The organism is Caminicella sporogenes DSM 14501 (assembly GCF_900142285.1).
Taxonomy (GTDB): Bacteria; Bacillota; Clostridia; order Peptostreptococcales; family Caminicellaceae; genus Caminicella; species Caminicella sporogenes.
Genome location: NZ_FRAJ01000018.1, coordinates 1 through 22,343, shown reverse-complemented (window position 1 = coordinate 22,343; position 22,343 = coordinate 1). Strand labels below are relative to the sequence as shown.

The following is a 22,343-nucleotide window of genomic DNA, read 5'->3' as shown; positions in this document are numbered from 1 at the left end:
ATAATAAGTAATAAAATCGTCCTATTATAAATATATTAGTAGTACGAAAATAATGAGAGGTGGTAGAATGTTGAAAGTTCTAATAATTACAAAAAAACACCTATACATAACACTTGGAATAATAGCAGCATTGATAGTAGGAATTTTAATGCTGGTAATTTTAACAAAATCAAGTGAAACTTTTTCAGAAAACTATAAATACGCATATAAAAAAATTACAGCTGAAGAAGCTAAAATCCTTATCAGTAAAAATAAAGATTTGACTATACTGGATATACGAAGTGAAAAAGAATTTTTAAATGGCCACATTCCTAGAGCTGCTTTAATTCCTTATAACATAGTTAAAAAACAATATGTCCACTTAGATAAAAATAAAAAGTACTTAGTTTACTGTAAAACTGGAAAAAAAAGCGAAAAAATTGCTAAAACTTTATCTAATAATGGTTTTCCAAGAGTATATGTACTTATAGGTGGAATTGAAAAATGGAATTATGATTTGGTTAAATAAGTTTTTAAAATTTTAAAAAGCACACCGAAATAATATATTATCGGTGTGCTTTGTCTTTTTAATACATTGGAGGAATAGTCGGTCTCAAAGGAAATAATATATTTCCTGTTTTAGCATCTATATAAAGTAGCCAGTATCCGTAATCCCCTTTTTCAGCTTTCTTATCTTCTAATGGATGCCAATATACAAAACCTGTAATTCCTCTAAATGGTTGCTCTTTAAACATATATCTTCCCGGAATTCCATAGACATAATATTTAGGTTCATTATAATTATCATAACATATACCAAAAATATAGTGACCGTATTTATTCATTAAATCACTACAATTATCCATATATGAAATATAAGGATTGTAATAATACATATTAAGTACATATCCAAAAAATGGTATGAAATTCCTATATACATTTTCTTCATTATAAGATATTTTCCACCATCTGCAATTTCCTATATTTCTCTCAAAAGGCTTTATAGGTTTATAGTATTTAAGTGCATCTCTTATATATTTATATACTCTTTTATGCTCTTTATTATATATATTCTTATGTCCTTTTTTATAAGGTCTGTAATTTTTTTCTTTAACTCCTGCTAAATCATCATTTTCTCTTTCTAATATATTTTCATTTTCTTCCTTTACATTTTCATTTTCTTTTATTTCTTCTGCTTCTTTTACTTGCTCATATTCATATTCTTCACATTTTCCTACATCGTAATCGTCTGTTTTCTTATAATTTTCTATATTAGACTCTTCTAATTCCTCTATTTTTCTTTCTTTTACTTCTTCCTTTTCAGTTTTTTCCTCTATTTTTTCTTTTTCCTCTCTATCTACTTCTTTTTCTTCAAATTCCACTTCTTTTATGGATTCATTTTCTACTTCTTCTATCATTTCATTTGTACTTCTATCTTCTTGTATATTCATTTCTTCTATTTTTGGTCCATAAAATTCTTTTGCTCCTTCTTCTATTGTTTTCATTATTTCCTCATACTTTTCCTTGTATTCTCCATCAAGTTCCTCATCTTCGTCTATTTCACTTACCTCTTGAGTTTCTGGTTTTTCCTCTTTATTTTCATCTTTTCCATTATCCATATTTTCTCTGTTATCTAATTCTAATATCGATTTCCATTCTACCTTTTGTTTATTCATATATCCAGCTAAAGGTGCCTCTATCCCTTCATCTCTAGCTTCTTTTTTCATTGGCCAAGCCACAACAGCTATAACATCAAACGCGTCTATATCCTTACCTGTTCCCTGAATATTACTTGGATCAAGCTTCCAATTTAGCTCTCCCTTACCCTTATCATCAATCATAAGTGAACCTGCATCTACATATATCTTTTCTTTGGTACTTATCAAATAACTCCTATAAATGTATTTTCCATCTTCGAAATATTTAAGGTCTTGTACGTAAACATTCAGTATACCTTTACCATTTCTCACTTCTATTTTGGCATATCCCTTTGGAACTTTTTTATCCTCTTTTCCAAATCCCGCATCCTCATTTTCTAATATTATAAAATATCTTTTGTACCTCTTATTGTCAACCATTATATGCCTCCTTTCTAAAACCCCATTTAATACTATATATATGTAACAGAAATCAAATAGTTCACAACTTGCAATAAAAAACTTGTTTAAAAAAATAAAAACGTCAATCGACGTTTTATTAATTACAGTTTTCAAGCTTATTTTCTTATTTTAATATGCTTTTTTTATATTTAGTCCCTTAAGGAAGTTTTCAACCTTTTCTTTATCATCACAATTTATTTCAATATAAACTGTCTTTGTATCCTCCCCAGTAAACCATTTATTTAATTTCTTATTTGCTATTTTAAGTTTTAAATCATAATACTTTATATTTTCTTTTTTAGTCTTTTTTTCGTTTAAATTCCAACTATAATCTATCAATCTATTTAAATCATAACTTCCATTATAAGTATATATTTTATCTTTATATAATATATTTCCTTCAAATAATCTTAACATATAATCTACTGCTACTAATCCATATGTAATTCCACTAAAAAAATATACCAAACCCATTTGTAAATACCAATTTATTATACAATATTCTTTAATCATTTCTTTTTGCTTAAAATTATTTTTTATAACTTCCAGATATTCATATCTAAATAATATTTCATACCATTTATTTAAATATTTTGGAACTAAAAGCCTATGTGCTTTTAAAAAATAAGCTAAAAAAATCTCAAAATAAAAAAATACAAATACAAAAAAAGCTAAAGATATAAAAAAATATACATGATTAATCCTTTTTATTGATTTTACAATTATACTATCTCTTCTTTTATATTTTTTAAATTCTCTTACTATTATAATCATAATTATCAAAATAACACCTATAATTTGAAACTTTATAATCATTTTTTAACCTCACCTGTAAATAATTTGAATTAATTTTATAACTAACATATTCTACACATGTCTTATCTTTCCTCTTCATTTATTAATTTTTAAAAAAAAAGCGTCTTTAAAGACGCTTTTTTAGTCAACTCTACAAATTTTCTTAATTTTTAATTATTAAATCGACTTTTTTATTGCAGCTATATTATTTGCCAATACTGCAAATTCTTGTATAGTTAAACTTTCAGCCCTTCTCTTTTCACTTATACTACTCATAGACAAAACTTTCTTAATTTCTTCTTTATCTAAACCTAAACTGCTCATTGAAAGTGAATTAAGAAGAGTTTTTCTTCTCTTTGCAAAAGAAGCCTTAACTACTTTGAAAAAAATTTCTCTATCTTCTACTTCTACTTTAGGTTTATCTAAAACTTTTAATCTTATTACTGTAGATTCTACTTTTGGTTGAGGTATAAATACAGACCTCGGAACTTTAGTTATAACATGAGGCTTACAGTAATACTGTACTGCAACTGTAAGCGCTCCATAATCCTTAGTATTAGGCCTGGCCTGCATTCTATCTGCAACTTCTTTTTGAACCATTACTACTATATCTTTTACAGGTATTTCTTCTTCTAAAAATCTCATAATAATAGGAGTTGTTACATAATATGGTAAATTAGCAACTACTTTTACTTTTTGTCCGTCTAATTTTTCATATATTAATTTAATAATATCCACTTTTAATACATCAGCATTAACTACTTCTACATTTTCATAACCTTTTAAAGTTTCCCCTTCTAGTATAGGTATTAAATTTTTATCTATCTCTATAGCTAAAACTTTTTTAGCTCTTTCTGCCAGATATTGAGTAAGAGTTCCTATTCCGGGTCCTACTTCAATAACTACATCTTCTTTACCTATCTGTGCTCCATCTATTATTTTATATATTATATTTTCATCTATTAAAAAATTCTGTCCTAAACTCTTTGAAAATTGAAATCCGTATTTTTTTACTATTTCTTTAGTTTTTTTAGGAGAAACTAATTTTTCCATCTTATCCCTACTTTTCTATAGTTTTTTTAATGCATCTTCAAATTCTTCCCTAGTAATGCCATAATTATTTAATCTATTTAAAAACTGTTTAGAATTGCCATAACCTATTCCAAGTATTTTGCCTAGTTTATCTCTTCTCTTTGAAGCATTTTCAGAACCATTTAAATCATTTAATATTAAATCGGCATTAGTAAACTCCTGCCTTTTCTCACTTACAAGACTTCTCACTTTAAAAAGTGCTGCTCTAATGTTTTCAGGTGAAGCATTTTCTATACCTATATCATTATTCTTAGTGGCTTCTTCTCTAGGCAGAAAAGCATGTTTACATCCTTTAATTTTATTTGATATAGTTTTTCTAATTTTTTCTCCTGCAAAATCTGGGTCAGTAAATATTATAACACCTTTCCTCTTCTGTGCAGTTTCTATCCTCTTTAATGTCTCTTTCGTTATTGCAAATCCGCGAGTAATAATTACCTCAGCTTCAACTGCTTTTTTAACAGCAGAAGCATCATCTTTTCCTTCAACTACTATGACTTCCTTTATTACCATACTCAAACTCCTTTTTTCTCTATTCTAAAATATATACTCTAACCTTTCTTCTTCCATATCTCATTGCCGCCCTATGATCTTCAAAGAACAAATCTATTTTTTTCCCTTTAATAGCACTGCCAGTATCTTCAGCAGAAGCAAATCCATAATCCTTAGAACCATCTAAAGATTCTATATAAAGCTTAGAACCAAGTGGTATCACTCTAGGGTCTACTGCGACAACTCCATGTCTTACTCTAGTTCCCGTATATGTGATGCCATATTCAGGATGGTCTGGACGTTTACCCGTACTTTGATATGATAAATCGTAAGCTGTAGACTGCATTATAAGGACTTTCTTATATCTTATAACTTTTCCCCTAGATGCAACAAAATATTTTTCAGAACCTTTTTCAATAATCTCATCTACAGGCTTTTTTATAACTTTCTCACTTACAACTTCTCTTGCCACTTCTTCCCCATTTTCATAAACTACTTTGTATTCTACTTCTTTTTTGCCATTTTTACCATTTTGAAGTCTTTTAGTCTTTCCTGCCTCAATACTGTCATTATACTTTATAACTGTTTTATATGGTATTTCCATTTCTTCTCTTACTATTTTTTCCTCACATCTTATAACATTTATAATATCATTAGCAGTAACATTGCTTTCTAAAGAAGGCTGTGTTCTATCTTTTTCACCTAATTTTATATTATACTGCTTTAAAATATCTTTTACCAAGTTGTTTGCAGTAAGTACATCAAGCTCTTTTCCATCAACCTTTATTTTTACGGGAAAAGCCCTCTTAATTTCTATAACCATCCCATTTTTAAGTTTAGCATTACTATCTATACTCAGCTTATCCTGTTCTTTCAAAGTAATTCCTGCCTTTTTTAATACACCACTTACATTAAAAGCTACTGTCTTAATAGTTATTTTCTTATCCCCATCTACTATTGTTATTTCCTTTCTAAAAGCAAAACCTATCACAAAAATACTCAACAATAGCATAATAGCGACAATCATCATTATTTTTTTGTTTTTAATAATTTCCTGAAGCTTAATCTTAAACTCCATTTTTATTCCTCCTTAAAGTATCTATATAATTTTAGGGGTTTACCAAATTTAACCCCCACCTTTTATTTAAGTGGGGGTTTTAGAAAATTGTATCTTTTATCTTCAATAGTCTATATCAAAAAACCCCTAATGTCAATTATATTCATGTCTTTTTATATTATGCTATTATTGACATATTTTGTGAGCAGTATTCAGTAAAGAAAATCCATCATATTTCTCTACTTTTTTCTATATATTTCCCGGGAAATTTTCTCTTTTCGACTTATTTTATTCCAAAATATTTTTTTGCATTTTCAGTAGTCTTTTGTGCTACTTCTTCAAAAGAAATACCCTTTATCTCTGCTATCTTTTCTGCAATAAATCTTACATAACTAGTTTCATTTCTTTTTCCTCTGTATGGCACAGGTGTAAGATAAGGTGCATCAGTTTCTATCATTAAATATTCTATTGGTACAGTTTGTACAACTTCTACAGCTTTTCTTGCATTTTTAAATGTTATAGGACCTGCAATAGATATATATGCTCCCAATTTAATATATTCTTTGGCAAGCTCAGCACTTCCTGAATAGCAATGAAGTAAAACCCCATTTTCAAAAGCATTTTCTTCTTTTAATATTTTCATTACATCATTATTGGCTTCTCTGTCATGGATAATAATTGGAAGTTTTACTTCTTTTGCAAGTCTTATTTGCTCCCTAAACCATTTTTTCTGTACTTCCCTTGGTGAATAATCATAATGATAATCTAATCCTATTTCTCCTATAGCCATTACTTTTGGCTTTTTTGTCATAGCTTTTAAGAGCTCAAGCATCATTTCATCCATAGTTTTTGCATCATGTGGATGTATTCCAACAGCTGCATAAACCATGTCATATTTATCTGCAAGTTCAACAGCTCTAACTGAGCTTTCATAATCTGCTCCCGGATTCATTATATAAGATATTCCATTTTCTTTAGCTCTCTTTATTACATCATCTCTATCCTTGTCAAATTTTCTATCGTCTAAATGTGTATGTGAATCAAACAACATTTTATCTTCCTCCTTAATACTATTTTAAAAATATTCTCTTTATGATATTTTACCAAAATATATAATTTTTAGCGAGCCAATAGTCAACATGTAGTAAAGAACTAAAAAACAATAAAATTGTATTTTTGTAAATCAACAGTATTAATTGATTTTAACAAGTATATTATAATTAAAGTATAAAATATATACGGGAGGACTATAATGTCGCAGATATATGAAAATATTAAAAATGATAAACAAATATGGAAATTTTGTTTTTATGGTTTTCTTAAAAATCTTAAATTTTTTGAACCTTATCTTTTGATTTATCTTTTGAACATTACAAATTCTAATCTTTTCAAAATAGGTATTTTATTTTCAATTAGAGAAATAGTAACTTATATATTTGAAATACCATCTGGTATATTTGCCGATAATTATGGAAAGAAAAAAGAACTTATGCTTTGTTTTTCATTTTATATAATTTCTTTTTTGTTTTTCTTCACAGGTAAAAACTTTTTTATTTTAGCTTTAGGTATGATATTTTTTGGACTAGGCGAGGCTTTTCGCTCTGGAACTCACAAGGCAATGATTTATTCTTATCTTGAACAAAGAGGATGGTTTGAACATAAAACTTTCGTATATGGAAGAACGAGGTCATTTTCTCTGCTCGGCTCAGCTGTTTCAGCATTTTTATCTATTATATTTGTTTTAAATTTACCTAGTTCAAGATGGATATTTTTAATTTGCATCATTCCATATATTTTAGACTTCATGTTGATATGGTCATATCCAAATAGTTTAGATGAAAAAAGAAATAATGATTTAAATATAAAAAAATTTTTTAAAGAAAGCATATTTCAGTTAAAAAGCATTTTTCACAATAAAAATTTAAAAAAACTGCTTATAAGTTCAGCTCTATATGACAGTATCTTTAAAACTATTAAAGACTATATTCAGCCTATTTTAAAATTAGTCATATTAACTAATACAGCTTCGATAATTACCGGCTTAGATGGAAATAAAATAGTAAAAATATATTTAGGTATTACTTATGGAATATTTTACATTTTTAGCTCTATGGCATCAAAAAATATTTACAGACTTAACAAAATGGTTCCCTCTAATAAACTAATGGTCATTTCTTTTGATATTATGGCTATGCTGCTGTTATTTCTTTCAATTGCAATAAAAAATAATACTACAATAGTAATTATAAGCTTGTTTTTTATACTATATGTTTTAAAAGATGCTAGACGACCTATATTCGTAGATGTTTGCGGCGACTACATGAAAAAAACTCAAAGAGCTACTGTATTATCTGTTGACAGTCAATTAAGAGCTCTTTTTACAGTATTCTTTGCTCCAATCTTTGGTTTTATATCAGACTATTATTCTATAGATACATTATTTTTGTATATTGCCGTACTAATAATAATAGTAAATAGATTTTTATATGTATCGAAAAAATCATCAATTAAAATAAGTTAATCTGCACTTAAAAACAAACTAAATTTTATAAATAATTTAAAGCAGGTACTTTTGTACCTGCCTTCTTATTTTTAACATAAAATTATACTAACTTACTGTACTTCCACTTTCAATATCTGCTGTAACTAAAGTAAGTTTTTCTCCATTATCAGCAGCTAAAATCATTCCTTCAGATTTAATACCTCTAAGCTTAACAGGTTTTAAATTAGCTACCAATATAACTTTCTTTCCTATTAAATCTTCTGGCTTATAATGTTTAGCTATACCTGATACTACCTGTCTTTTTTCCTTTCCAACTTTAAGCTGTAAAACTAACAATTTATCAGCATTTGGATGTTTTTCTGCTTCAACTATCTCTGCAACTTTCATATCTACCTTAAAGAAGTCATCTATAGTAATTTCACTTTTTTCTTCTGACTTTTCTTTTTTATTCTTTTTTTCTTCCTTTTTAATATTTTTTTCTTGTTCCTTAGCTAATTCTTCTAATTCTTTTTTTACATCTATACGTGGGAATAAAGGTTCTCCCTTATGTACTTTGATACCTGTTTCAAGTTTTCCAAATTCCATAACATCTTCCCAACTTGTTCCTTGCCCTTCATCTATTCCAAGCTGTACCCAAATCTTCCTTGCTGTACTATCCATAAAAGGCTGTATGAGTACTGAAATTATTCTTATAGATTCTGCTAAATTATAAAGTACTGTATCAAGTCTATCCTTATTTTCTTCATCTTTAGCTAATATCCATGGAGTAGTTTCATCTATATATTTGTTTGTTCTTCTAACGACTTTCCATATTTCTTCTAATGCATTACTAAAATCAAATTTATTCATTTTTTCTTCTACTTTAGCCCAAGCACTAGCAGCTATATTTTTAAGGTCTTGGTCAAATTGTCCTTCTTTTTTTGGCTCAGGCACTATTCCACCATTATATTTATCTATCATTGCAACTGTTCTGCTGACAAGATTTCCAAGGTCATTAGCAAGGTCCGAATTTATTCTGTTTAAAAGAACTTCATTTGTAAATACACCATCTTGTCCAAATGAATATTCACGAAGAAGGAAATATTTAATGGCATCTACTCCATATCTTTTTACAAGTACAACAGGGTCTACTACATTTCCCTTAGATTTAGACATCTTTCCTCCTTCAAGTAATATCCATCCATGTCCAAATACTTTTTTAGGTAGCGAAATATCTAAAGCCATAAGTAAAGCATACCATATGATAGTATGAAATCTAACTATTTCTTTACCTACTAAATGCACATCTGCCGGCCAATATTTAGCATAATCCCCTTCTTCATTTTCCGGATAGCCTAATGCAGTAATATAATTGCTAAGTGCATCAAGCCATACATAAATAACGTGCTTTTTATCAAATGGTACAGGAATACCCCAGTCGAAAGATGTTCTAGTTATACACAAATCTTCAAGACCCGGCTTTAAAAAGTTATTTATCATCTCATTTCTTCTTGAAGCAGGTTCTAATATTTCTGGATTTTCTTCAAATAGTTTAAGAAGTCTTTCTTGATATTTTGACAATTTAAAGAAATATGCTTCTTCTTTCGTAAGTTCTACTTCTCTTCCACAATCAGGACATTTCCCATCTACTAATTGAGTTTCAGTCCAAAAAGATTCACATGGAGTACAATACCATCCTTCATATTCACTTTTGTATATATCTCCCTTGTCATAAAGCTTTTGGAATATCTTTTGAACTCTTCTTTCATGATACTCATCTGTAGTTCTAATAAAAATATCATATGAAATCTCCATAGTCTTCCAAAGTTCTTTTATTTCAGCAACTATTTTATCTAAATATTCTTTCGGCTTCATTCCATGTTCTTTTGCTACTCTTTCTATTTTTTGTCCATGTTCATCTGTTCCAGTTAAAAACTTTACATCATAGCCAATAGCTCTTTTAAATCTTGCCATGGCATCAGCAGCCACAGTTGTATAAGTATGTCCTATATGCAGTTTAGAACTTGGATAATATATAGGGGTTGTAATATAATACGTTCCTTTACTCATATTTATCATTCCTCCTTCTATCTTTTAACAATAATAAAAACCCCGCCCCTCTTAAAAAGGGACGAGGATTATCTCGCGTTACCACCCTAATTTGTCATTATGTCGCCATAATGACCTCACTAAGTGACTAATAATCACCTTGCACTTATAACGGATGCAAATCCGACCTGACCTACTATTATTTCAATCAGGCAGTTCAGGGTCCATCTTCAATATATCCCTCAGTACCGGCTTTCACCTAATCCGGCTCTCTGTAACTAAGATGATATATTTACTCTTCCCATCTTCACTGTTTTCAATTATAAATTTTCAAATTGTAAAATTCATATTTTTATGTTAAATCTTTAAAGTTCTTAAAGTCAACCGTTTTTCTATCTATCTTATTATGTATAAGGATATTATAAAATATACGTTTTTGTCAAGAAAATCAAAAAATTATTTTACATATCATTACTGCTGAAACAACCCCTGCTAAATGAGCTATAAGCCCACAAACCAAAGTGTGCCTTGAATTTTTTATTCCTATAGCTCCAAAATACAGTGCCATTGTATAAAATATCGTTTCAGATGACCCCATCATTGTTGAAGCTACTCTGCCTATAAAGGAATCTGCTCCATATGTATTTACTATATCTTTTACCATAGCTAAAGAACCACTACCCGATATTGGTTTTAATATTACAAGTGGAATAATTTCTTTTGGAATTCCTATAATCCTTCCGGGTAGTAACAATATATTTGAAAAAATTTCAAGCGCACCTGATTCTTTAAATATACCTATTGCTATAAATATAGCTACTAGATAAGGCATAATCTTAACTGAAGTTTTAAATCCTTCTGATGCTCCTTCTACAAATGCATCATATAAATTTACTCCTTTTATATAGCCATGAAATATTATTATAGTAATCATTGCTGGAATCGAACATATAGATATAATATTTAAAATTTTATCCATTATAACTACTTCCTTTCAAATATTTTACATACAAATATTCCTATTAATGTAGATATAAAAGTAGCTATTAAAGTAGGACCTATTATTTCTGTAGGATTTACAGAATTTGCATCTGCCCTTATCTTTAATACAGCCAGTGGTATGAGCTGAATAGATGACATATTTATCACTAAAAACATAATCATAGCATCTGTTGCTGTATCTTTTTTAGTATTAAGTTTTTGAAGTTCTTCCATAGCTTTAAGTCCTAAAGCTGTAGCTGAATTCCCTGCTCCAAACATATTTGCAACCATATTCATTATCATAGCTGTTATTGCTGGATGACTAAATGGTACATCTGGAAAAATATATTTCATTAATTTACTAAAACTTTTTCCTATACTCTCTATCAATCCCGATTTTTCAGCTATTTTCATAAGCCCAAGCCATGTTGCCATTATTCCTGTAAGTCCAATTGCAAATGTGACAGCATCACCTGTATTTTCTATTATGACTTTATTAATAACTTCTAACTTTCCATTTATCACAGCTATAAATATACCTATAATAATCATAAAAAACCATATAGTGTTTATCATTTATATACTTCCTCCACTTTAAGTATTATCGTATACTATATATTTCTATTGAATTATTGTTTTAATTATGATAAAAATAGAAAGAAGCATTTTATAAATGAAGGACGGGATAAATTATGAGTACATCTAAGTTAAAACCTCTATTAAACAATTTAAGTCAAAGTATAATAAAAAAAATGGATATAAATATTCCTAAAGATATGATTTCAATAGATATAAAAAAAGAAAACCCAGATTCTTGTGATGAATATAAAGTTGTATTTGAAGAAGTTTTTTCTTTTTACTTTGTAAATGAAAATACCAATTTAGTAAAAAAAGCTTATTTTGACTGTACCAAATTAACTTCAATAGGCTATTATGAAAATGGAATAGGTGAATTTGCAAATGCTGATGTCTCCGATATCGAAGAATTAAAAGCCGAAGATGTATCTCTTCCTAATTTTGCTTTAGAATTAAAAAACTCATCCATGTTCATAGAAGCAAGAAGTATAAAAATAAATGATAAAAAATTTAAAGTAGGCTATCCAAATATTTAATACATGATAAATTAATTGCAACAAAAATCCCTTATAGATAAATTTTTTTATCCTAATCTATATGGGATTTATTTTTTATTTTTAAAAATATCTTTACAATCTTTATAATGATTATTATAAATTTCACATTGAATTACTTAATTTTATAGCATGTGCATATATTATTATAAATACATATTAATTATATGTTTTGTTCTCTGAAATTTAGGGTAAAATGTACAATAATTAATCTTGGAGGTGCTAAATTATGTTTTTGAGTCAAAGAAAAAGAGAAATAGAAGCTAAAATGAATTTTAACAGAGGATTTACTACCGGAGCTGTTATAGGAACTCTACTTGGTGGAATTATAGGTGGAGCTCTTGGAATTTTAATCGCCCCTGACTCCGGCAAAAATACTCGTAAAAAAATTTATAGTAGTGCAGATGAATTAAAAAACAATATAGAAAAAGAACTTTTAGAAGTTAAAAATAAAATTAATGAAGATATACGACAATCTATACTACAACTGAAAAATGAAATTGCAGAAAAAAACTTTTTCAGAAAAGAAAAAGAAGAAATACAAACTAATCTTGGTAAAATAACTTATAGTAAAGACTTAGTGTCTGATGGATTAATTGAAGTTGACAATATTAAAGAAAATGAGGCAAAGGAAAAAAATGAAGAAAATATTTAAAAAAAGAAGGAAATCAGACATTATTTATAGAATTTTATGTAGCCAAAGACAAAAAGATATGGAGTGATATTATGAGTCAGATAACTATTAATCTTACCGATTTAGGTTTAATTATATTGTGGGGAGCTTTAGTTACTCTTATAATTTATCTTATACTTGTATTAAGAAAATTTTACTTTACTATGAAAGAGATACAGGAAATAATTTCTGTTAATAAAGAAAATATAGAAATGACATTAAATGAAATGCCTTCCATAGCAAAAAATTTAGATGAAATTACTGGTGAAGTATCTCATGATGTACAAATGGTAAGAGGTACTATTGATGCCATAGCTCAAAAAAGCGAAGTTGCAGCTGCTTCTTTAGAAGATACCGGCGATTTAATAACTGGTATAGCTGCTATTATTCAAGTAGGATTGTTTATTAAAAATATATATGAAAAAATATCTCCTAAAAAGAAAAGAGTCATTTAAGCCTAAAAAGGAAAATCATTCACATTGATTTTCCTTTTTTAATAATTTCTTAAGTTTATATAAAATCTAACTTTTTTATCTTTATTCCTTTTAAAATAATACATTTTTTAATATAAATATTTTTTTAGAATATGTATTGACTTTTATTGGTAGCTCTGGTATTATTTAATGTGAAGAAAGTTGTCGAAATTTGTCTAGAGGAGGATGTTAAAATGAAATCTACTGGAATAGTAAGAAAAGTTGATGAACTTGGAAGAGTTGTAATCCCAATAGAATTAAGAAGAACTTTAAACATTGGAGAAAAAGATGCTCTTGAAATTTTTGTCGATGGTTCACAAATAATTCTAAAAAAATATGAACCAGCCTGTATTTTCTGTGGTCAAGCAAAGGACAATATAAACTACAAGGGAAAAAATATCTGTCCAAGTTGCATTAAAGAAATTGAGGGATTACTTTAAATGCTTGTGTTTAAACACAAGCATTTTCTCTTCCCACATTATTCAAATCTTCAATCATCTTGTTTAAATTTATTTCATTTATCCTAGCAATTTCTTCAAGAGTTTCTGTTTCTGCTCCTAAACACCTCAAACAACTAAGCCCATATTTTTTAAAAACTTCTATAGTTTTAAAATCACTGAAAACGATTTCAGAAATCGTCATATCTTTATTATATCTCAATATAACCACCTCTATATAAATAATATAAATTTTTCGCAATCAAAAATATTCATTCCTCAAAACAAAACAATTTTCAATACTAAATTTCCAATTAAAAAAATATATATTCACAAATAACTAAATATCTACGCTGTATTTATATACTTCTCTTTTAGGAATTTTTCTATCTTCTGCTACCTTTTTTATTGCTTCTTTCTTTTTCATTCCTTTATTTATATATAAAATTATATGTTCTTTAATAGAAATTTTTTCCCAAATATCGCTTCTGCCTTTTTCATCATAATTTCCTTCTACTAAAATTACAAACTCTCCTTTTGGCTGTTTTGCCTTAAAATGATTTAATATATCAGAAATACTTCCACGTAAAACTTCTTCATACTTTTTTGTAAGTTCTCTAGCTATTACAATTTGTCTATCATCTAATATATCCATCATATCATTTAAACAATCTAACAATCTATGGGGTGATTCATAAAATACTAAAGTTCTATCATCTTTTTTTATCTCTTTGAGCCTTTCCCTTCTTTTTTTCTTATTTCTATCTAAAAATCCTTCAAATGCAAATTTTTTAGTTGAAAGTCCAGATATTACCAATGCAGTTATTATAGCACTTGCTCCCGGCAATACTTCTAAAGAAATATTATTTTCTATACATAATTTTACTAAATCTTCACCCGGGTCAGATATACCGGGCATTCCAGCATCACTTACCAAAGCAATATTTTGTCCTTCTTTTAATTTTTCAATAAGTTCCTGTCCTCTTTTATCTTTATTATGTTCATGATAACTTACCAATGGTTTCTTTATATCATAATGATTTAATAATTTAATTGTATGTCTTGTATCTTCAGCAGCTATTAAATCAACTTTCTTTAGTATATTTAAAGTTCTTATAGTTATATCCTCTAAATTCCCTATAGGCGTTGGACAAATATAAAGTTTCCCTTTTATTTCTTTCATATTCTCTGCTCCTCTTTTGTTATACTTCTATACTTTCTCTACTATATATTTTATAAATTTCATCAGTATAACTTCCATCTTCTTTATACACATATAACGGTTCTAAAAATTTAAGCTCTGGCCTTGCTGCTTTAATGCACTTTAAAAGCAACAAATTTGGCTTTTTATTTTTACTTGGATGTATAAATCTTATCTTCTTTGGTTCAAGTTTATACTGCCTACATAAATATATTATATCTACTAATCTATGTGGTCTATGTACTAAATAAAAATGTCCATTATGTTTAAGTAATCTACTTGCCATAGATATAACATCTTCTAATGTACACTTTATCTCATGTCTTGAAATGGCCTTCATATCTTCTGGATTCTTTATGCCTCCACCTGCATTCATATAAGGTGGATTAGATGTCACAACATCTACAGAATTAACATTTATAATCTTATCTGCTCTTTTTAAATCTACATTTAATATTTCTATCTTATTTTCTAAATTATTAAGTTTTACACTCCTCTTTGCCATATCTGCAATTTGACTTTGTATTTCTATACCATATATCTTACCTGCATTACTTTTTCCTGCTATAAGTATAGGAATTATCCCCGTTCCAGTTCCTAAATCTACAACTGTAGCACCTTTTTTAATTTCGCAAAAATTGCTTAAAAGCACAGCATCCATTCCAAAACAAAAACCTTTTGGATTTTGAATAATCTTTAATCCTTTACATTGTAAATCATCTATTCTTTCATTATCTCTTAATATATTGTATTCCAAATTTTATCTCTCCCTATTAGTTTGTTCACTGCTTTTAATCATTTTATATTATTATACTATATTCTTTTTTTCATTAGAATCTAAACTATTTTAAAGCAGTATAATTTCTTATAAAAATATCTAATTTTTCATATAAAGAAAAAACCCCTATTTATGGGGTTTTGTCTACTATCTAAATTATTCTGGATTTGGAGCATCTACAGGACATACATTGGCACATGCACCGCAATCAATACAAGTATTTGCATCTATTATATACTTATCATCTCCAGCACTAATTGCATTTACTGGACATTCTGGCTCACATGCACCACAACTAATACAATTGTCATTAATATAATATGCCATATTATATCACCTCCAAATTCAATAAATTTCAAGCCTTCATTTATTCATTATATCCATTTATATAAAAATTTATTATTATTCAGTTGTAACTTCATCATCTAATAAATTTTCATCTAGTAAAATTTCTTCATCTGCTTCACTTTCATTATCTTCTTCATTATCTAAACCTAATTCTTCATTTGCTTCTATTCGCTCAATTTCGCCTTTATGATAAATATATATATCATCACTTAAATCTAATTCACCCGTTTCTTCATTTTCATTATTAATTAATCTAACTTTTACTGATTCACGCAATACATTATTCTCAATTACTATTCCCTTTCCATCAGGAGTATTTACTTTTTCTCCGGCGTTAGGAAGTCCTTTTTTAAGTTGTTTATAACTATCTTGTTCATATCTTAAACAGCACAACAATCTTCCACATATTCCTGAAATCTTAGATGGATTTAATGAAAGATTTTGATCTTTAGCCATTTTTATAGAAACTGGTTCAAATTCTCCAAGCCAAGTACAACAGCACAAAGTTCTCCCACATGGTCCTATTCCACCAAGCATTTTAGTTTCATCTCTAACGCCAATTTGCCTAAGCTCTATTCTAGTTCTAAAAATTGCTGCTAAATCTTTAACTAATTCTCTAAAATCTATTCTGCCATCTGCTGTAAAATAAAAAATAACTTTATTGTTATCAAATGTATATTCTACATCAATTAACTTCATTTCCAATCCATGTTCTTCTATCTTTTTTAAACATATATCAAAAGCCTCTTTTTCCTTTTCTTTATTTTCTTTTGCCTTTATTTTATCTTCTAAAGTAGCTATTCTTAGCACTTTTTTCAGTGGTGAAACTATTGATTCTTCATCTACATCTTTAGGTCCTACTACAACTTCTCCAAATTCTATCCCTCTAGACGTTTCAACAATTACATTTTGTCCCTTTTCAATATCTATACCATCTGGGTCAAAATAATATATTTTCCCGGCTTTTTTAAATCTAACTCCTATAACTTTTACCATAATCTAAACCTCCTGTAAATTAAGTAGCAGCATCTCTATACACAATCCAAAATTCACGTTTGCTTTTATATTTTTTCTTGTCTCTTCTATTATCTCTATAGCTTTGGGTATTTTTTCATATTCCACAATACTTCCATGAATTTTCAAATAATTTATTTTATCAATATTTAACACATAACTATCTTCATTAGTTTCTAAAAGCAAAAGCATGTCCCTAAACCAAATAGAAAAAAAATCTAATATTTGGTCTATATATTCTTTATTGTCTTCAAAAAATTTTACATAATCTAATAGTTTTAATTTGTCTCCTCGTACTATTTCATCTATCACTTCTATAGTGGTTTCTCTTCTATCTTTAAATTCTTCAGAAATGCAAAGTTCTACTGCTCTTCCTATAGAACCATCTGAAAATCCAGCTAACAGTTTACTATCTATTTTTTCAATATTATAATTATTTTCTAAAAAATTTTCTATATATTTTTTTGGTATCCTATGAAATTTTATAATTTGACATCTGGATTTAATAGTTGGAAGTAAATTATAAATATTCTCTGTTATAAGTATTATAATGCCATATTCAGGTGGCTCTTCTAATATCTTTAATAATCTGTTTTGTGCACTCACAGTCATAGTTTCTGCATTCTGTATAATAAATATCTTCTTTTCACTTTCATAAGGTTTTAAAAGAATTTCGTTTTGAAATTCTTCAATTTGCCTATTTTTTATACTATTCCCATCGGGTACTATAATATTTATATCAGGATGATTATTATTGTTTATCTTTATACATGAACTGCAAATTTCACATGCATCATTTAAATTATTTTTACAATTTATTGCTTTAGCAAACTCTTTTGCTGTTAGCATTTTTCCTACACCATCTATACCATCAAATACATAGGCATGAGCTAATTTATTATTTGTTATAGCTGTTTTCAAAAACTTTATTATATTGTCGTGCCCAATTATATCATTAAAACTCATTTTTTAAATCCTTTCTATACTTTTTCAAATCTCTCTATATCTACAACAAAAATAGTAGCCCCTCCTATTGTTATTTCAATAGGTATAGACATAAACCCACTATTGTCTGCTATCATTGGCGATGTAGTAGTAATTTCCTTTCTAGTTCTGCATACATCTTTAATAATAGATATAACTTCATCAACTTTTTCTTTCTGCGTTCCCACTAATAACGTTGTATTGCCAGACTTTAAAAATCCACCTGTTGATGCTAATTTAGTAACTCCATAATTTTTTTCTGTTAATTTTTCTATTAATTCATGAGAATCTTCATCATGAATAATAGCAATTACTAGTTTCATAAAAAATTTCCCCCTCAATATGCACACTTTAAAATTTTTTTAAATATATCCTCAATAAATAATATTTAAACATTATATATCTTTTTTTCTACAATTTTAATAATTTCCTCATGTACTTTTTCTATACTTCTAGAAGCATCTATTCCTACTATTCTTTCTGGATAAAGACTTTCAAGCTCCAGATAACCTTCATAAACTTTATTATGAAACTCAACTTTTTCCATATCTAATCTATTACATTCATCTGAAGAAAATCTCCTTTTCAAACCTTCGTTTGGAGAAATTTTAAGTAAAAAAGTTATCTGTGGCATAATTCCCTGAATAGCCATATCATTTATACTTTTAACAAAATCTATTCCAAGATTTCTTCCTATTCCCTGATATACTATACTAGAATCTACAAATCTATCAGAAATAATTATTTTTCCTTTTTCTAAGGAAGGTTTTATAAGCTCACTTACATGTTGAGCTCTCGAAGCTGCATAAAGCATAGCCTCAGTTATATTATTCATTTCTATATTATTTTTATTTAATATAATTGAACGAATTTGTTCACTTATGTTCGTTCCTCCCGGTTCTCTAGTAACTAATACTTCATATCCCTTTTTCTCTAAATAATCTTTTAATAGTTTTATTTGAGTAGTTTTTCCTGCTCCATCAGGTCCTTCAAAACTTATAAATATTCCCTTCATTATATCCCTCTTTCTATATTATTACTTTTATCGTATCTAATTTTTCATCACTCATTCCAATAATATTCAATCCAATGCTTTTTAAAACTTTAACGTACTCTATTACTTCTTCAGTAATAATTTCACCCGGACATATTAGAGGAATACCAGGAGGATAGGGAATTATATACTCCCCACTAATTTTTCCTTTACTTTCTGTAAACGGTATACTTTCTTTTTCCATGTATACAGCTTCTCTAGGAATAATCTTCATTTCATAGCTTTTAAAATTATATTCAGGTAGTTCAATCTTTTTGCGAGTAATTTTCTTATTACTATGTATATTTTTAATAGCCTTACTTAATCTTTCAAAATCATTTTTTTCATTAGCTATAGATGACACTGCTAAAATATTAAACATATCAGCCATTTCAACTTGAATATTATATTTTTTTCTAAGTATTTCTTCTGCTGTTACTCCGTCAATTCCTATATCCCTCATAGATATTGTAATTTTAGTTATATCTAAATCATATGCTCCATAGCTTCCTTTTATATCCTTAGAAAGTACATCAATACCATCTAAATTATTTATCATATTTACAAATTCATTTATATTGTCAATAAGCTTGTCCATTAAAAATTGTCCTTCTTTCATTGCTATAGTTATTGCCATATCTAAAGATGTCATTAAAATGTATGACGGACTACTACTTTGATTCAAAGAAAGCATAAATTTCAATTTATCTAAATCTACTCTCTTTGATTTTACATGAAGTAAAGAACTCTGTGTAAAAGAAGGTAATGTCTTATGAGTGCTTTGTACAACTATATCTGCACCAAGCTCTAAAGATGACATAGGTAATTTATAGTGTAATTTTAAATGAGCTCCATGGGCTTCATCAACAAGTAAAAGCTTATTATATTTATGAACTATATTAGCTATTTTTTTTATATCACTACATATTCCATAATAATTTGGATAAGTTATTACTACTGCTTTTGCATCAGAATTTTCCTTTAATGCTCTTTCTATTGAATGAGGGGTAACACCCATACTTAAAAACCTTTCATTATCTATTTGCGGCATAACATATACAGGAACTAAACCTCCAAGGATTATTGCATTTATAACCGATCTATGACAATCTCTAGTTACTATTATTTTATCACCCGGATTTGTTGCTGCCATAATCATTGCATAAATTCCACATGTAGTTCCATTTATTAAAAAAAAAGTATTATAAGCTCCATAAAATTTAGCTGCTTTTTCTTGTGCTTCTTTTATCATACCTTTTGGAAAATGAAGGTTGTCATTTCCATAAATTTCTGTTGTATCTAATTTGCTAATATTATTAACAAAGTTTCTATAATATTTCTCAAAAATCTTGCCATTTTTATGTCCGGGAACATGAAAAGAAACCATATCCTTTTTAGAAATCTTTATTAAATTATTTAAAATAATTGGATTATCCAATTTTTATCCCTCTTTCTCTTTGAAAAATTGTAAATTCATTCAATATTATTTATTTTTTTCTATGAATTGGGAATAATAAACAATAAGTAAGATTATTTTATCATTCAAAATTTTATTAACTTGTATGTCTCCATTATATATTATATTAAAGGAGGTTTCTAATGAAGAATAATACCATAACTACTTTAAAAGAATTTATTTACTTATATTCTCCGTATAAAAGCAATATTGAAATTGCCAATTTACTTGACATAAATATAGAGTATATAGAATCAGTAAAAAAAGAAATTATAAATGATATAGAAAAAAACTTACAAACTTTAAAAATATAGTAAGGGTTATTAGCAATTTTGCTAATAACCCTATTTTGCACCCAATTTTATATTTTCAAACATTGCATTTAAAAAATTTTCATCAGGCTCTAATATAATCCTATAAACCTTTTTTTCTTTAAAAAATTCTATAACATACCAGTTATCTTTATCTTTATTTACAACAAATTTATATTTCTTTATATTTTTTTCATCCCAACTTACTTCTTTATAAGGTTTTATAAATCTAACATCCTTTAAATTTATATGAAAAAAAATATGGTTTGACCTACCTATAACTCTTTCTAAAAATATTTCATCATCAATTATTCTATAATTATAATAAGCTAAATCTTTATATATTATAATCCCACAAACAAGTGCACATATTAACAGAGAAATTAATCCTGCTATACTTCCAAAAACAGGTCCATATTGAGCAAATAAACTTAATGTGCCATTCATTACTATAACAGTAATTACTATCATCAATAATATCTTCCAAAAACTAATATTTTTATTTCTTAAAGTTTGTTTTGCTATTAAAGCCATATTAATTCTCCTTTTGCTTACATATGACAATTAATTATTTTAAGATATAATAAATTATATTATCATTAATTTGATTTTAAAACAAGTTTTGAAATGAATTTGAAAATATTAGAAAAAAATAAATGCGCCAAAGGCACATTCTCAGATTTTTAATTCCATATTTTTAAAAGTTTTTATAATTCTCAATTTTTAATTGTTATTATATTTACTTTCTTATAAAAAATGTTTGAACCTTTACACAATAAAAATAATCTATAATAAATGTATATTATTTTGCTATTTTTAAATACTTCTTTTCATTTTTCTTCTTATTATTGCTAGATATAGTTTTTTTGATTTTTTTAGTATTCTTTATATCTTTAACAGTATTTCTCAACATGTAACATTCTAAGTAAATTATACTCACACATACAAAAAACAAAAATAATATTTTTAATGCCATTTTTATTATAAACATATATTCATCATTCCTTTTATATTTTTCTTTTATATTTATTCTATATATTACCTAAAATCCCTTCAGCGAAACATAGGTACTTTTGTACTATTTTATCTAATTTTGTTTTATTTTGTAGCATACTTTTAACTAATATACATTATATAGTTATCCATTTATCAAAATAATACTATATATATTCGCCATATTTTAACAAAAAACAAAATCCACTGAAGAATTTTTTATTCTCCAGTGGATTTTTTATAACCGGCAACGACCTACTCTCCCAGGCGGTCTCCCACCAAGTACCATCGGCGCTGAAGGGCTTAACTTCTGTGTTCGGTATGGGAACAGGTGTATCCCCTTCGCTATAGTCACCGGACTTAGTCACTTCGTGACAGTTAAGAGTTAATAGTTTAGAGTTAAGAGTTTTTTATTTTAATAACTCTTAACTTTTAACTCTTAATTCTTAACTCTTTTTGTTTGTTCTCTCAAAACTGGATAATAGAGTG

Annotated in this window: 26 protein-coding genes, 1 rRNA gene and 1 other annotated feature; of the genes, 7 read left to right on the top strand and 20 right to left on the bottom strand. The window is 27.4% G+C overall.

The annotated features are described in order from the left end of the window. Nucleotides 1-67 precede the first annotated feature (67 nt). Entirely contained in the window at nt 68-508 is a 441-nt protein-coding gene (locus tag BUA90_RS10015; RefSeq protein WP_159430023.1) for a rhodanese-like domain-containing protein, read from the top strand. Nucleotides 509-566: 58 nt separating this feature from the next. On the opposite strand, the gene BUA90_RS12195 is transcribed toward BUA90_RS10015, so the two are convergent. The 6 genes from BUA90_RS12195 to BUA90_RS09985 all read right to left on the bottom strand — a co-directional run bounded on the left by BUA90_RS12195 (nt 567) and on the right by BUA90_RS09985 (nt 6,562). Next, nucleotides 567-2,057 (bottom strand): DUF7922 domain-containing protein, encoded by a 1,491-nt coding sequence (locus tag BUA90_RS12195; protein WP_094756849.1) that lies wholly within the window; start codon nt 2,055-2,057, stop codon nt 567-569. Between the two features lie 150 nt (nt 2,058-2,207). Beyond that, nucleotides 2,208-2,894, bottom strand: a complete 687-nt coding sequence (locus tag BUA90_RS10005) for a hypothetical protein (RefSeq protein ID WP_072968185.1) — start codon at nt 2,892-2,894, stop codon at nt 2,208-2,210. 156 nt (nt 2,895-3,050) lie between these two features. Next, entirely contained in the window at nt 3,051-3,926 is an 876-nt protein-coding gene (rsmA, locus tag BUA90_RS10000) for a 16S rRNA (adenine(1518)-N(6)/adenine(1519)-N(6))-dimethyltransferase RsmA (protein WP_072968184.1), read from the bottom strand. A 15-nt stretch (nt 3,927-3,941) separates the two neighbouring features. Further along, nucleotides 3,942-4,475 (bottom strand): ribonuclease M5, encoded by a 534-nt coding sequence (gene rnmV / locus BUA90_RS09995; protein WP_072968182.1) that lies wholly within the window; start codon nt 4,473-4,475, stop codon nt 3,942-3,944. Nucleotides 4,476-4,494: 19 nt separating this feature from the next. Next, nucleotides 4,495-5,532, bottom strand: a complete 1,038-nt coding sequence (locus BUA90_RS09990; protein ID WP_072968180.1) for a resuscitation-promoting factor — start codon at nt 5,530-5,532, stop codon at nt 4,495-4,497. Nucleotides 5,533-5,794: 262 nt separating this feature from the next. Continuing rightward, complete coding sequence (locus tag BUA90_RS09985; RefSeq protein WP_072968178.1) at nt 5,795-6,562, bottom strand: TatD family hydrolase; 768 nt, start codon at nt 6,560-6,562, stop codon at nt 5,795-5,797. A 201-nt stretch (nt 6,563-6,763) separates the two neighbouring features. On the opposite strand from BUA90_RS09985, the gene BUA90_RS09980 reads away from it, so the two are divergent. Beyond that, a complete protein-coding gene (locus BUA90_RS09980; protein WP_072968176.1) occupies nt 6,764-8,032 on the top strand; it encodes an MFS transporter in 1,269 nt (422 codons plus the stop codon). A gap of 87 nt (nt 8,033-8,119) precedes the next feature. On the opposite strand, the gene metG is transcribed toward BUA90_RS09980, so the two are convergent. From metG to BUA90_RS09965, 3 genes are all read right to left on the bottom strand, one after another. After that, nucleotides 8,120-10,063 (bottom strand): methionine--tRNA ligase, encoded by a 1,944-nt coding sequence (gene metG / locus BUA90_RS09975; protein ID WP_072968174.1) that lies wholly within the window; start codon nt 10,061-10,063, stop codon nt 8,120-8,122. A 54-nt stretch (nt 10,064-10,117) separates the two neighbouring features. Further along, nucleotides 10,118-10,359 (bottom strand) — a binding site (T-box leader). A 131-nt stretch (nt 10,360-10,490) separates the two neighbouring features. Beyond that, nucleotides 10,491-11,021: a spore maturation protein gene (locus tag BUA90_RS09970; RefSeq protein ID WP_072968172.1), complete on the bottom strand. Its 531-nt coding sequence runs from the start codon at nt 11,019-11,021 to the stop codon at nt 10,491-10,493. A 5-nt stretch (nt 11,022-11,026) separates the two neighbouring features. Beyond that, the gene (locus tag BUA90_RS09965) at nt 11,027-11,599 is read right to left on the bottom strand and encodes a nucleoside recognition domain-containing protein (protein WP_072968170.1); all 573 of its coding nucleotides are present in this window, start codon (nt 11,597-11,599) and stop codon (nt 11,027-11,029) included. A gap of 116 nt (nt 11,600-11,715) precedes the next feature. Between BUA90_RS09965 and BUA90_RS09960 the strand changes: the two genes are divergently transcribed. The 4 genes from BUA90_RS09960 (at nt 11,716) to BUA90_RS09945 (ending at nt 13,739) form a co-directional block, all read left to right on the top strand. Continuing rightward, on the top strand, nt 11,716-12,135 hold the full coding sequence (locus BUA90_RS09960) for a YxiG family protein (RefSeq protein ID WP_072968169.1): 420 nt from the start codon (nt 11,716-11,718) through the stop codon (nt 12,133-12,135). A 247-nt stretch (nt 12,136-12,382) separates the two neighbouring features. Then, nucleotides 12,383-12,808, top strand: coding sequence for a YtxH domain-containing protein (locus BUA90_RS09955; RefSeq protein WP_072968167.1), 426 nt, complete (start codon nt 12,383-12,385; stop codon nt 12,806-12,808). Nucleotides 12,809-12,879: 71 nt separating this feature from the next. Then, nucleotides 12,880-13,281: a DUF948 domain-containing protein gene (locus tag BUA90_RS09950; protein WP_072968155.1), complete on the top strand. Its 402-nt coding sequence runs from the start codon at nt 12,880-12,882 to the stop codon at nt 13,279-13,281. A gap of 212 nt (nt 13,282-13,493) precedes the next feature. Continuing rightward, nucleotides 13,494-13,739: an AbrB/MazE/SpoVT family DNA-binding domain-containing protein gene (locus BUA90_RS09945; RefSeq protein ID WP_072968153.1), complete on the top strand. Its 246-nt coding sequence runs from the start codon at nt 13,494-13,496 to the stop codon at nt 13,737-13,739. Nucleotides 13,740-13,749: 10 nt separating this feature from the next. Here BUA90_RS09945 and BUA90_RS09940 read toward each other — a convergent pair whose 3' ends face one another. The 9 genes from BUA90_RS09940 to BUA90_RS09900 form a co-directional block, all read right to left on the bottom strand. Beyond that, nucleotides 13,750-13,959 carry a DUF1858 domain-containing protein gene (locus BUA90_RS09940; RefSeq protein WP_242945080.1) on the bottom strand — a complete coding sequence of 70 codons (210 nt, stop codon included), beginning with the start codon at nt 13,957-13,959 and terminating at the stop codon, nt 13,750-13,752. 117 nt (nt 13,960-14,076) lie between these two features. After that, entirely contained in the window at nt 14,077-14,910 is an 834-nt protein-coding gene (rsmI, locus tag BUA90_RS09935; protein ID WP_072968241.1) for a 16S rRNA (cytidine(1402)-2'-O)-methyltransferase, read from the bottom strand. Nucleotides 14,911-14,938: 28 nt separating this feature from the next. Next, a complete protein-coding gene (locus tag BUA90_RS09930) occupies nt 14,939-15,694 on the bottom strand; it encodes a tRNA1(Val) (adenine(37)-N6)-methyltransferase (RefSeq protein WP_072968151.1) in 756 nt (251 codons plus the stop codon). 177 nt (nt 15,695-15,871) lie between these two features. Next, nucleotides 15,872-16,042 (bottom strand): DUF362 domain-containing protein, encoded by a 171-nt coding sequence (locus BUA90_RS09925; RefSeq protein ID WP_072968149.1) that lies wholly within the window; start codon nt 16,040-16,042, stop codon nt 15,872-15,874. Between the two features lie 75 nt (nt 16,043-16,117). Further along, entirely contained in the window at nt 16,118-17,059 is a 942-nt protein-coding gene (locus BUA90_RS09920) for a PSP1 domain-containing protein (protein WP_072968147.1), read from the bottom strand. Between the two features lie 3 nt (nt 17,060-17,062). Further along, on the bottom strand, nt 17,063-18,043 hold the full coding sequence (gene holB, locus BUA90_RS09915) for a DNA polymerase III subunit delta' (RefSeq protein WP_072968145.1): 981 nt from the start codon (nt 18,041-18,043) through the stop codon (nt 17,063-17,065). Nucleotides 18,044-18,057: 14 nt separating this feature from the next. Then, nucleotides 18,058-18,384: a cyclic-di-AMP receptor gene (locus tag BUA90_RS09910; RefSeq protein ID WP_072968144.1), complete on the bottom strand. Its 327-nt coding sequence runs from the start codon at nt 18,382-18,384 to the stop codon at nt 18,058-18,060. 65 nt (nt 18,385-18,449) lie between these two features. Next, nucleotides 18,450-19,076 (bottom strand): dTMP kinase, encoded by a 627-nt coding sequence (gene tmk / locus BUA90_RS09905; protein ID WP_072968142.1) that lies wholly within the window; start codon nt 19,074-19,076, stop codon nt 18,450-18,452. A 13-nt stretch (nt 19,077-19,089) separates the two neighbouring features. Next, nucleotides 19,090-20,532 carry an aminotransferase class I/II-fold pyridoxal phosphate-dependent enzyme gene (locus tag BUA90_RS09900; protein ID WP_072968140.1) on the bottom strand — a complete coding sequence of 481 codons (1,443 nt, stop codon included), beginning with the start codon at nt 20,530-20,532 and terminating at the stop codon, nt 19,090-19,092. A 161-nt stretch (nt 20,533-20,693) separates the two neighbouring features. Here BUA90_RS09900 and BUA90_RS12425 point away from each other — a divergent pair, with 161 nt between their 5' ends. After that, nucleotides 20,694-20,864 (top strand): hypothetical protein, encoded by a 171-nt coding sequence (locus BUA90_RS12425; RefSeq protein ID WP_159430022.1) that lies wholly within the window; start codon nt 20,694-20,696, stop codon nt 20,862-20,864. A 30-nt stretch (nt 20,865-20,894) separates the two neighbouring features. Here the strand turns inward: BUA90_RS12425 and BUA90_RS09895 are convergent, their stop codons facing one another. After that, a complete protein-coding gene (locus BUA90_RS09895; protein WP_072968138.1) occupies nt 20,895-21,395 on the bottom strand; it encodes a hypothetical protein in 501 nt (166 codons plus the stop codon). Nucleotides 21,396-22,096: 701 nt separating this feature from the next. Then, nucleotides 22,097-22,213: ribosomal RNA gene (gene rrf / locus BUA90_RS09885) — 5S ribosomal RNA — on the bottom strand. Between the last annotated feature and the right edge of the window lie 130 nt (nt 22,214-22,343).

What these genes read in the sequence shown, in the direction of transcription:
- metG (WP_072968174.1), bottom strand. Translation starts at nt 10,063, where the DNA reads ATGAGTAAAGGAACGTATTATATTACAACCCCTATATATTATCCAAGT.
- BUA90_RS10015 (WP_159430023.1), top strand. Translation starts at nt 68, where the DNA reads ATGTTGAAAGTTCTAATAATTACAAAAAAACACCTATACATAACACTT.
- BUA90_RS09945 (WP_072968153.1), top strand. Translation starts at nt 13,494, where the DNA reads ATGAAATCTACTGGAATAGTAAGAAAAGTTGATGAACTTGGAAGAGTT.
- BUA90_RS09985 (WP_072968178.1), bottom strand. Translation starts at nt 6,562, where the DNA reads ATGTTGTTTGATTCACATACACATTTAGACGATAGAAAATTTGACAAG.
- BUA90_RS09990 (WP_072968180.1), bottom strand. Translation starts at nt 5,532, where the DNA reads ATGGAGTTTAAGATTAAGCTTCAGGAAATTATTAAAAACAAAAAAATA.
- BUA90_RS12425 (WP_159430022.1), top strand. Translation starts at nt 20,694, where the DNA reads ATGAAGAATAATACCATAACTACTTTAAAAGAATTTATTTACTTATAT.
- BUA90_RS09950 (WP_072968155.1), top strand. Translation starts at nt 12,880, where the DNA reads ATGAGTCAGATAACTATTAATCTTACCGATTTAGGTTTAATTATATTG.
- BUA90_RS09980 (WP_072968176.1), top strand. Translation starts at nt 6,764, where the DNA reads ATGTCGCAGATATATGAAAATATTAAAAATGATAAACAAATATGGAAA.
- tmk (WP_072968142.1), bottom strand. Translation starts at nt 19,076, where the DNA reads ATGAAGGGAATATTTATAAGTTTTGAAGGACCTGATGGAGCAGGAAAA.
- BUA90_RS09970 (WP_072968172.1), bottom strand. Translation starts at nt 11,021, where the DNA reads ATGGATAAAATTTTAAATATTATATCTATATGTTCGATTCCAGCAATG.
- BUA90_RS09965 (WP_072968170.1), bottom strand. Translation starts at nt 11,599, where the DNA reads ATGATAAACACTATATGGTTTTTTATGATTATTATAGGTATATTTATA.
- BUA90_RS09960 (WP_072968169.1), top strand. Translation starts at nt 11,716, where the DNA reads ATGAGTACATCTAAGTTAAAACCTCTATTAAACAATTTAAGTCAAAGT.
- BUA90_RS09925 (WP_072968149.1), bottom strand. Translation starts at nt 16,042, where the DNA reads ATGGCATATTATATTAATGACAATTGTATTAGTTGTGGTGCATGTGAG.
- BUA90_RS12195 (WP_094756849.1), bottom strand. Translation starts at nt 2,057, where the DNA reads ATGGTTGACAATAAGAGGTACAAAAGATATTTTATAATATTAGAAAAT.
- BUA90_RS09920 (WP_072968147.1), bottom strand. Translation starts at nt 17,059, where the DNA reads ATGGTAAAAGTTATAGGAGTTAGATTTAAAAAAGCCGGGAAAATATAT.
- BUA90_RS10005 (WP_072968185.1), bottom strand. Translation starts at nt 2,894, where the DNA reads ATGATTATAAAGTTTCAAATTATAGGTGTTATTTTGATAATTATGATT.
- rsmA (WP_072968184.1), bottom strand. Translation starts at nt 3,926, where the DNA reads ATGGAAAAATTAGTTTCTCCTAAAAAAACTAAAGAAATAGTAAAAAAA.
- holB (WP_072968145.1), bottom strand. Translation starts at nt 18,043, where the DNA reads ATGAGTTTTAATGATATAATTGGGCACGACAATATAATAAAGTTTTTG.
- BUA90_RS09895 (WP_072968138.1), bottom strand. Translation starts at nt 21,395, where the DNA reads ATGGCTTTAATAGCAAAACAAACTTTAAGAAATAAAAATATTAGTTTT.
- BUA90_RS09910 (WP_072968144.1), bottom strand. Translation starts at nt 18,384, where the DNA reads ATGAAACTAGTAATTGCTATTATTCATGATGAAGATTCTCATGAATTA.
- BUA90_RS09955 (WP_072968167.1), top strand. Translation starts at nt 12,383, where the DNA reads ATGTTTTTGAGTCAAAGAAAAAGAGAAATAGAAGCTAAAATGAATTTT.
- rnmV (WP_072968182.1), bottom strand. Translation starts at nt 4,475, where the DNA reads ATGGTAATAAAGGAAGTCATAGTAGTTGAAGGAAAAGATGATGCTTCT.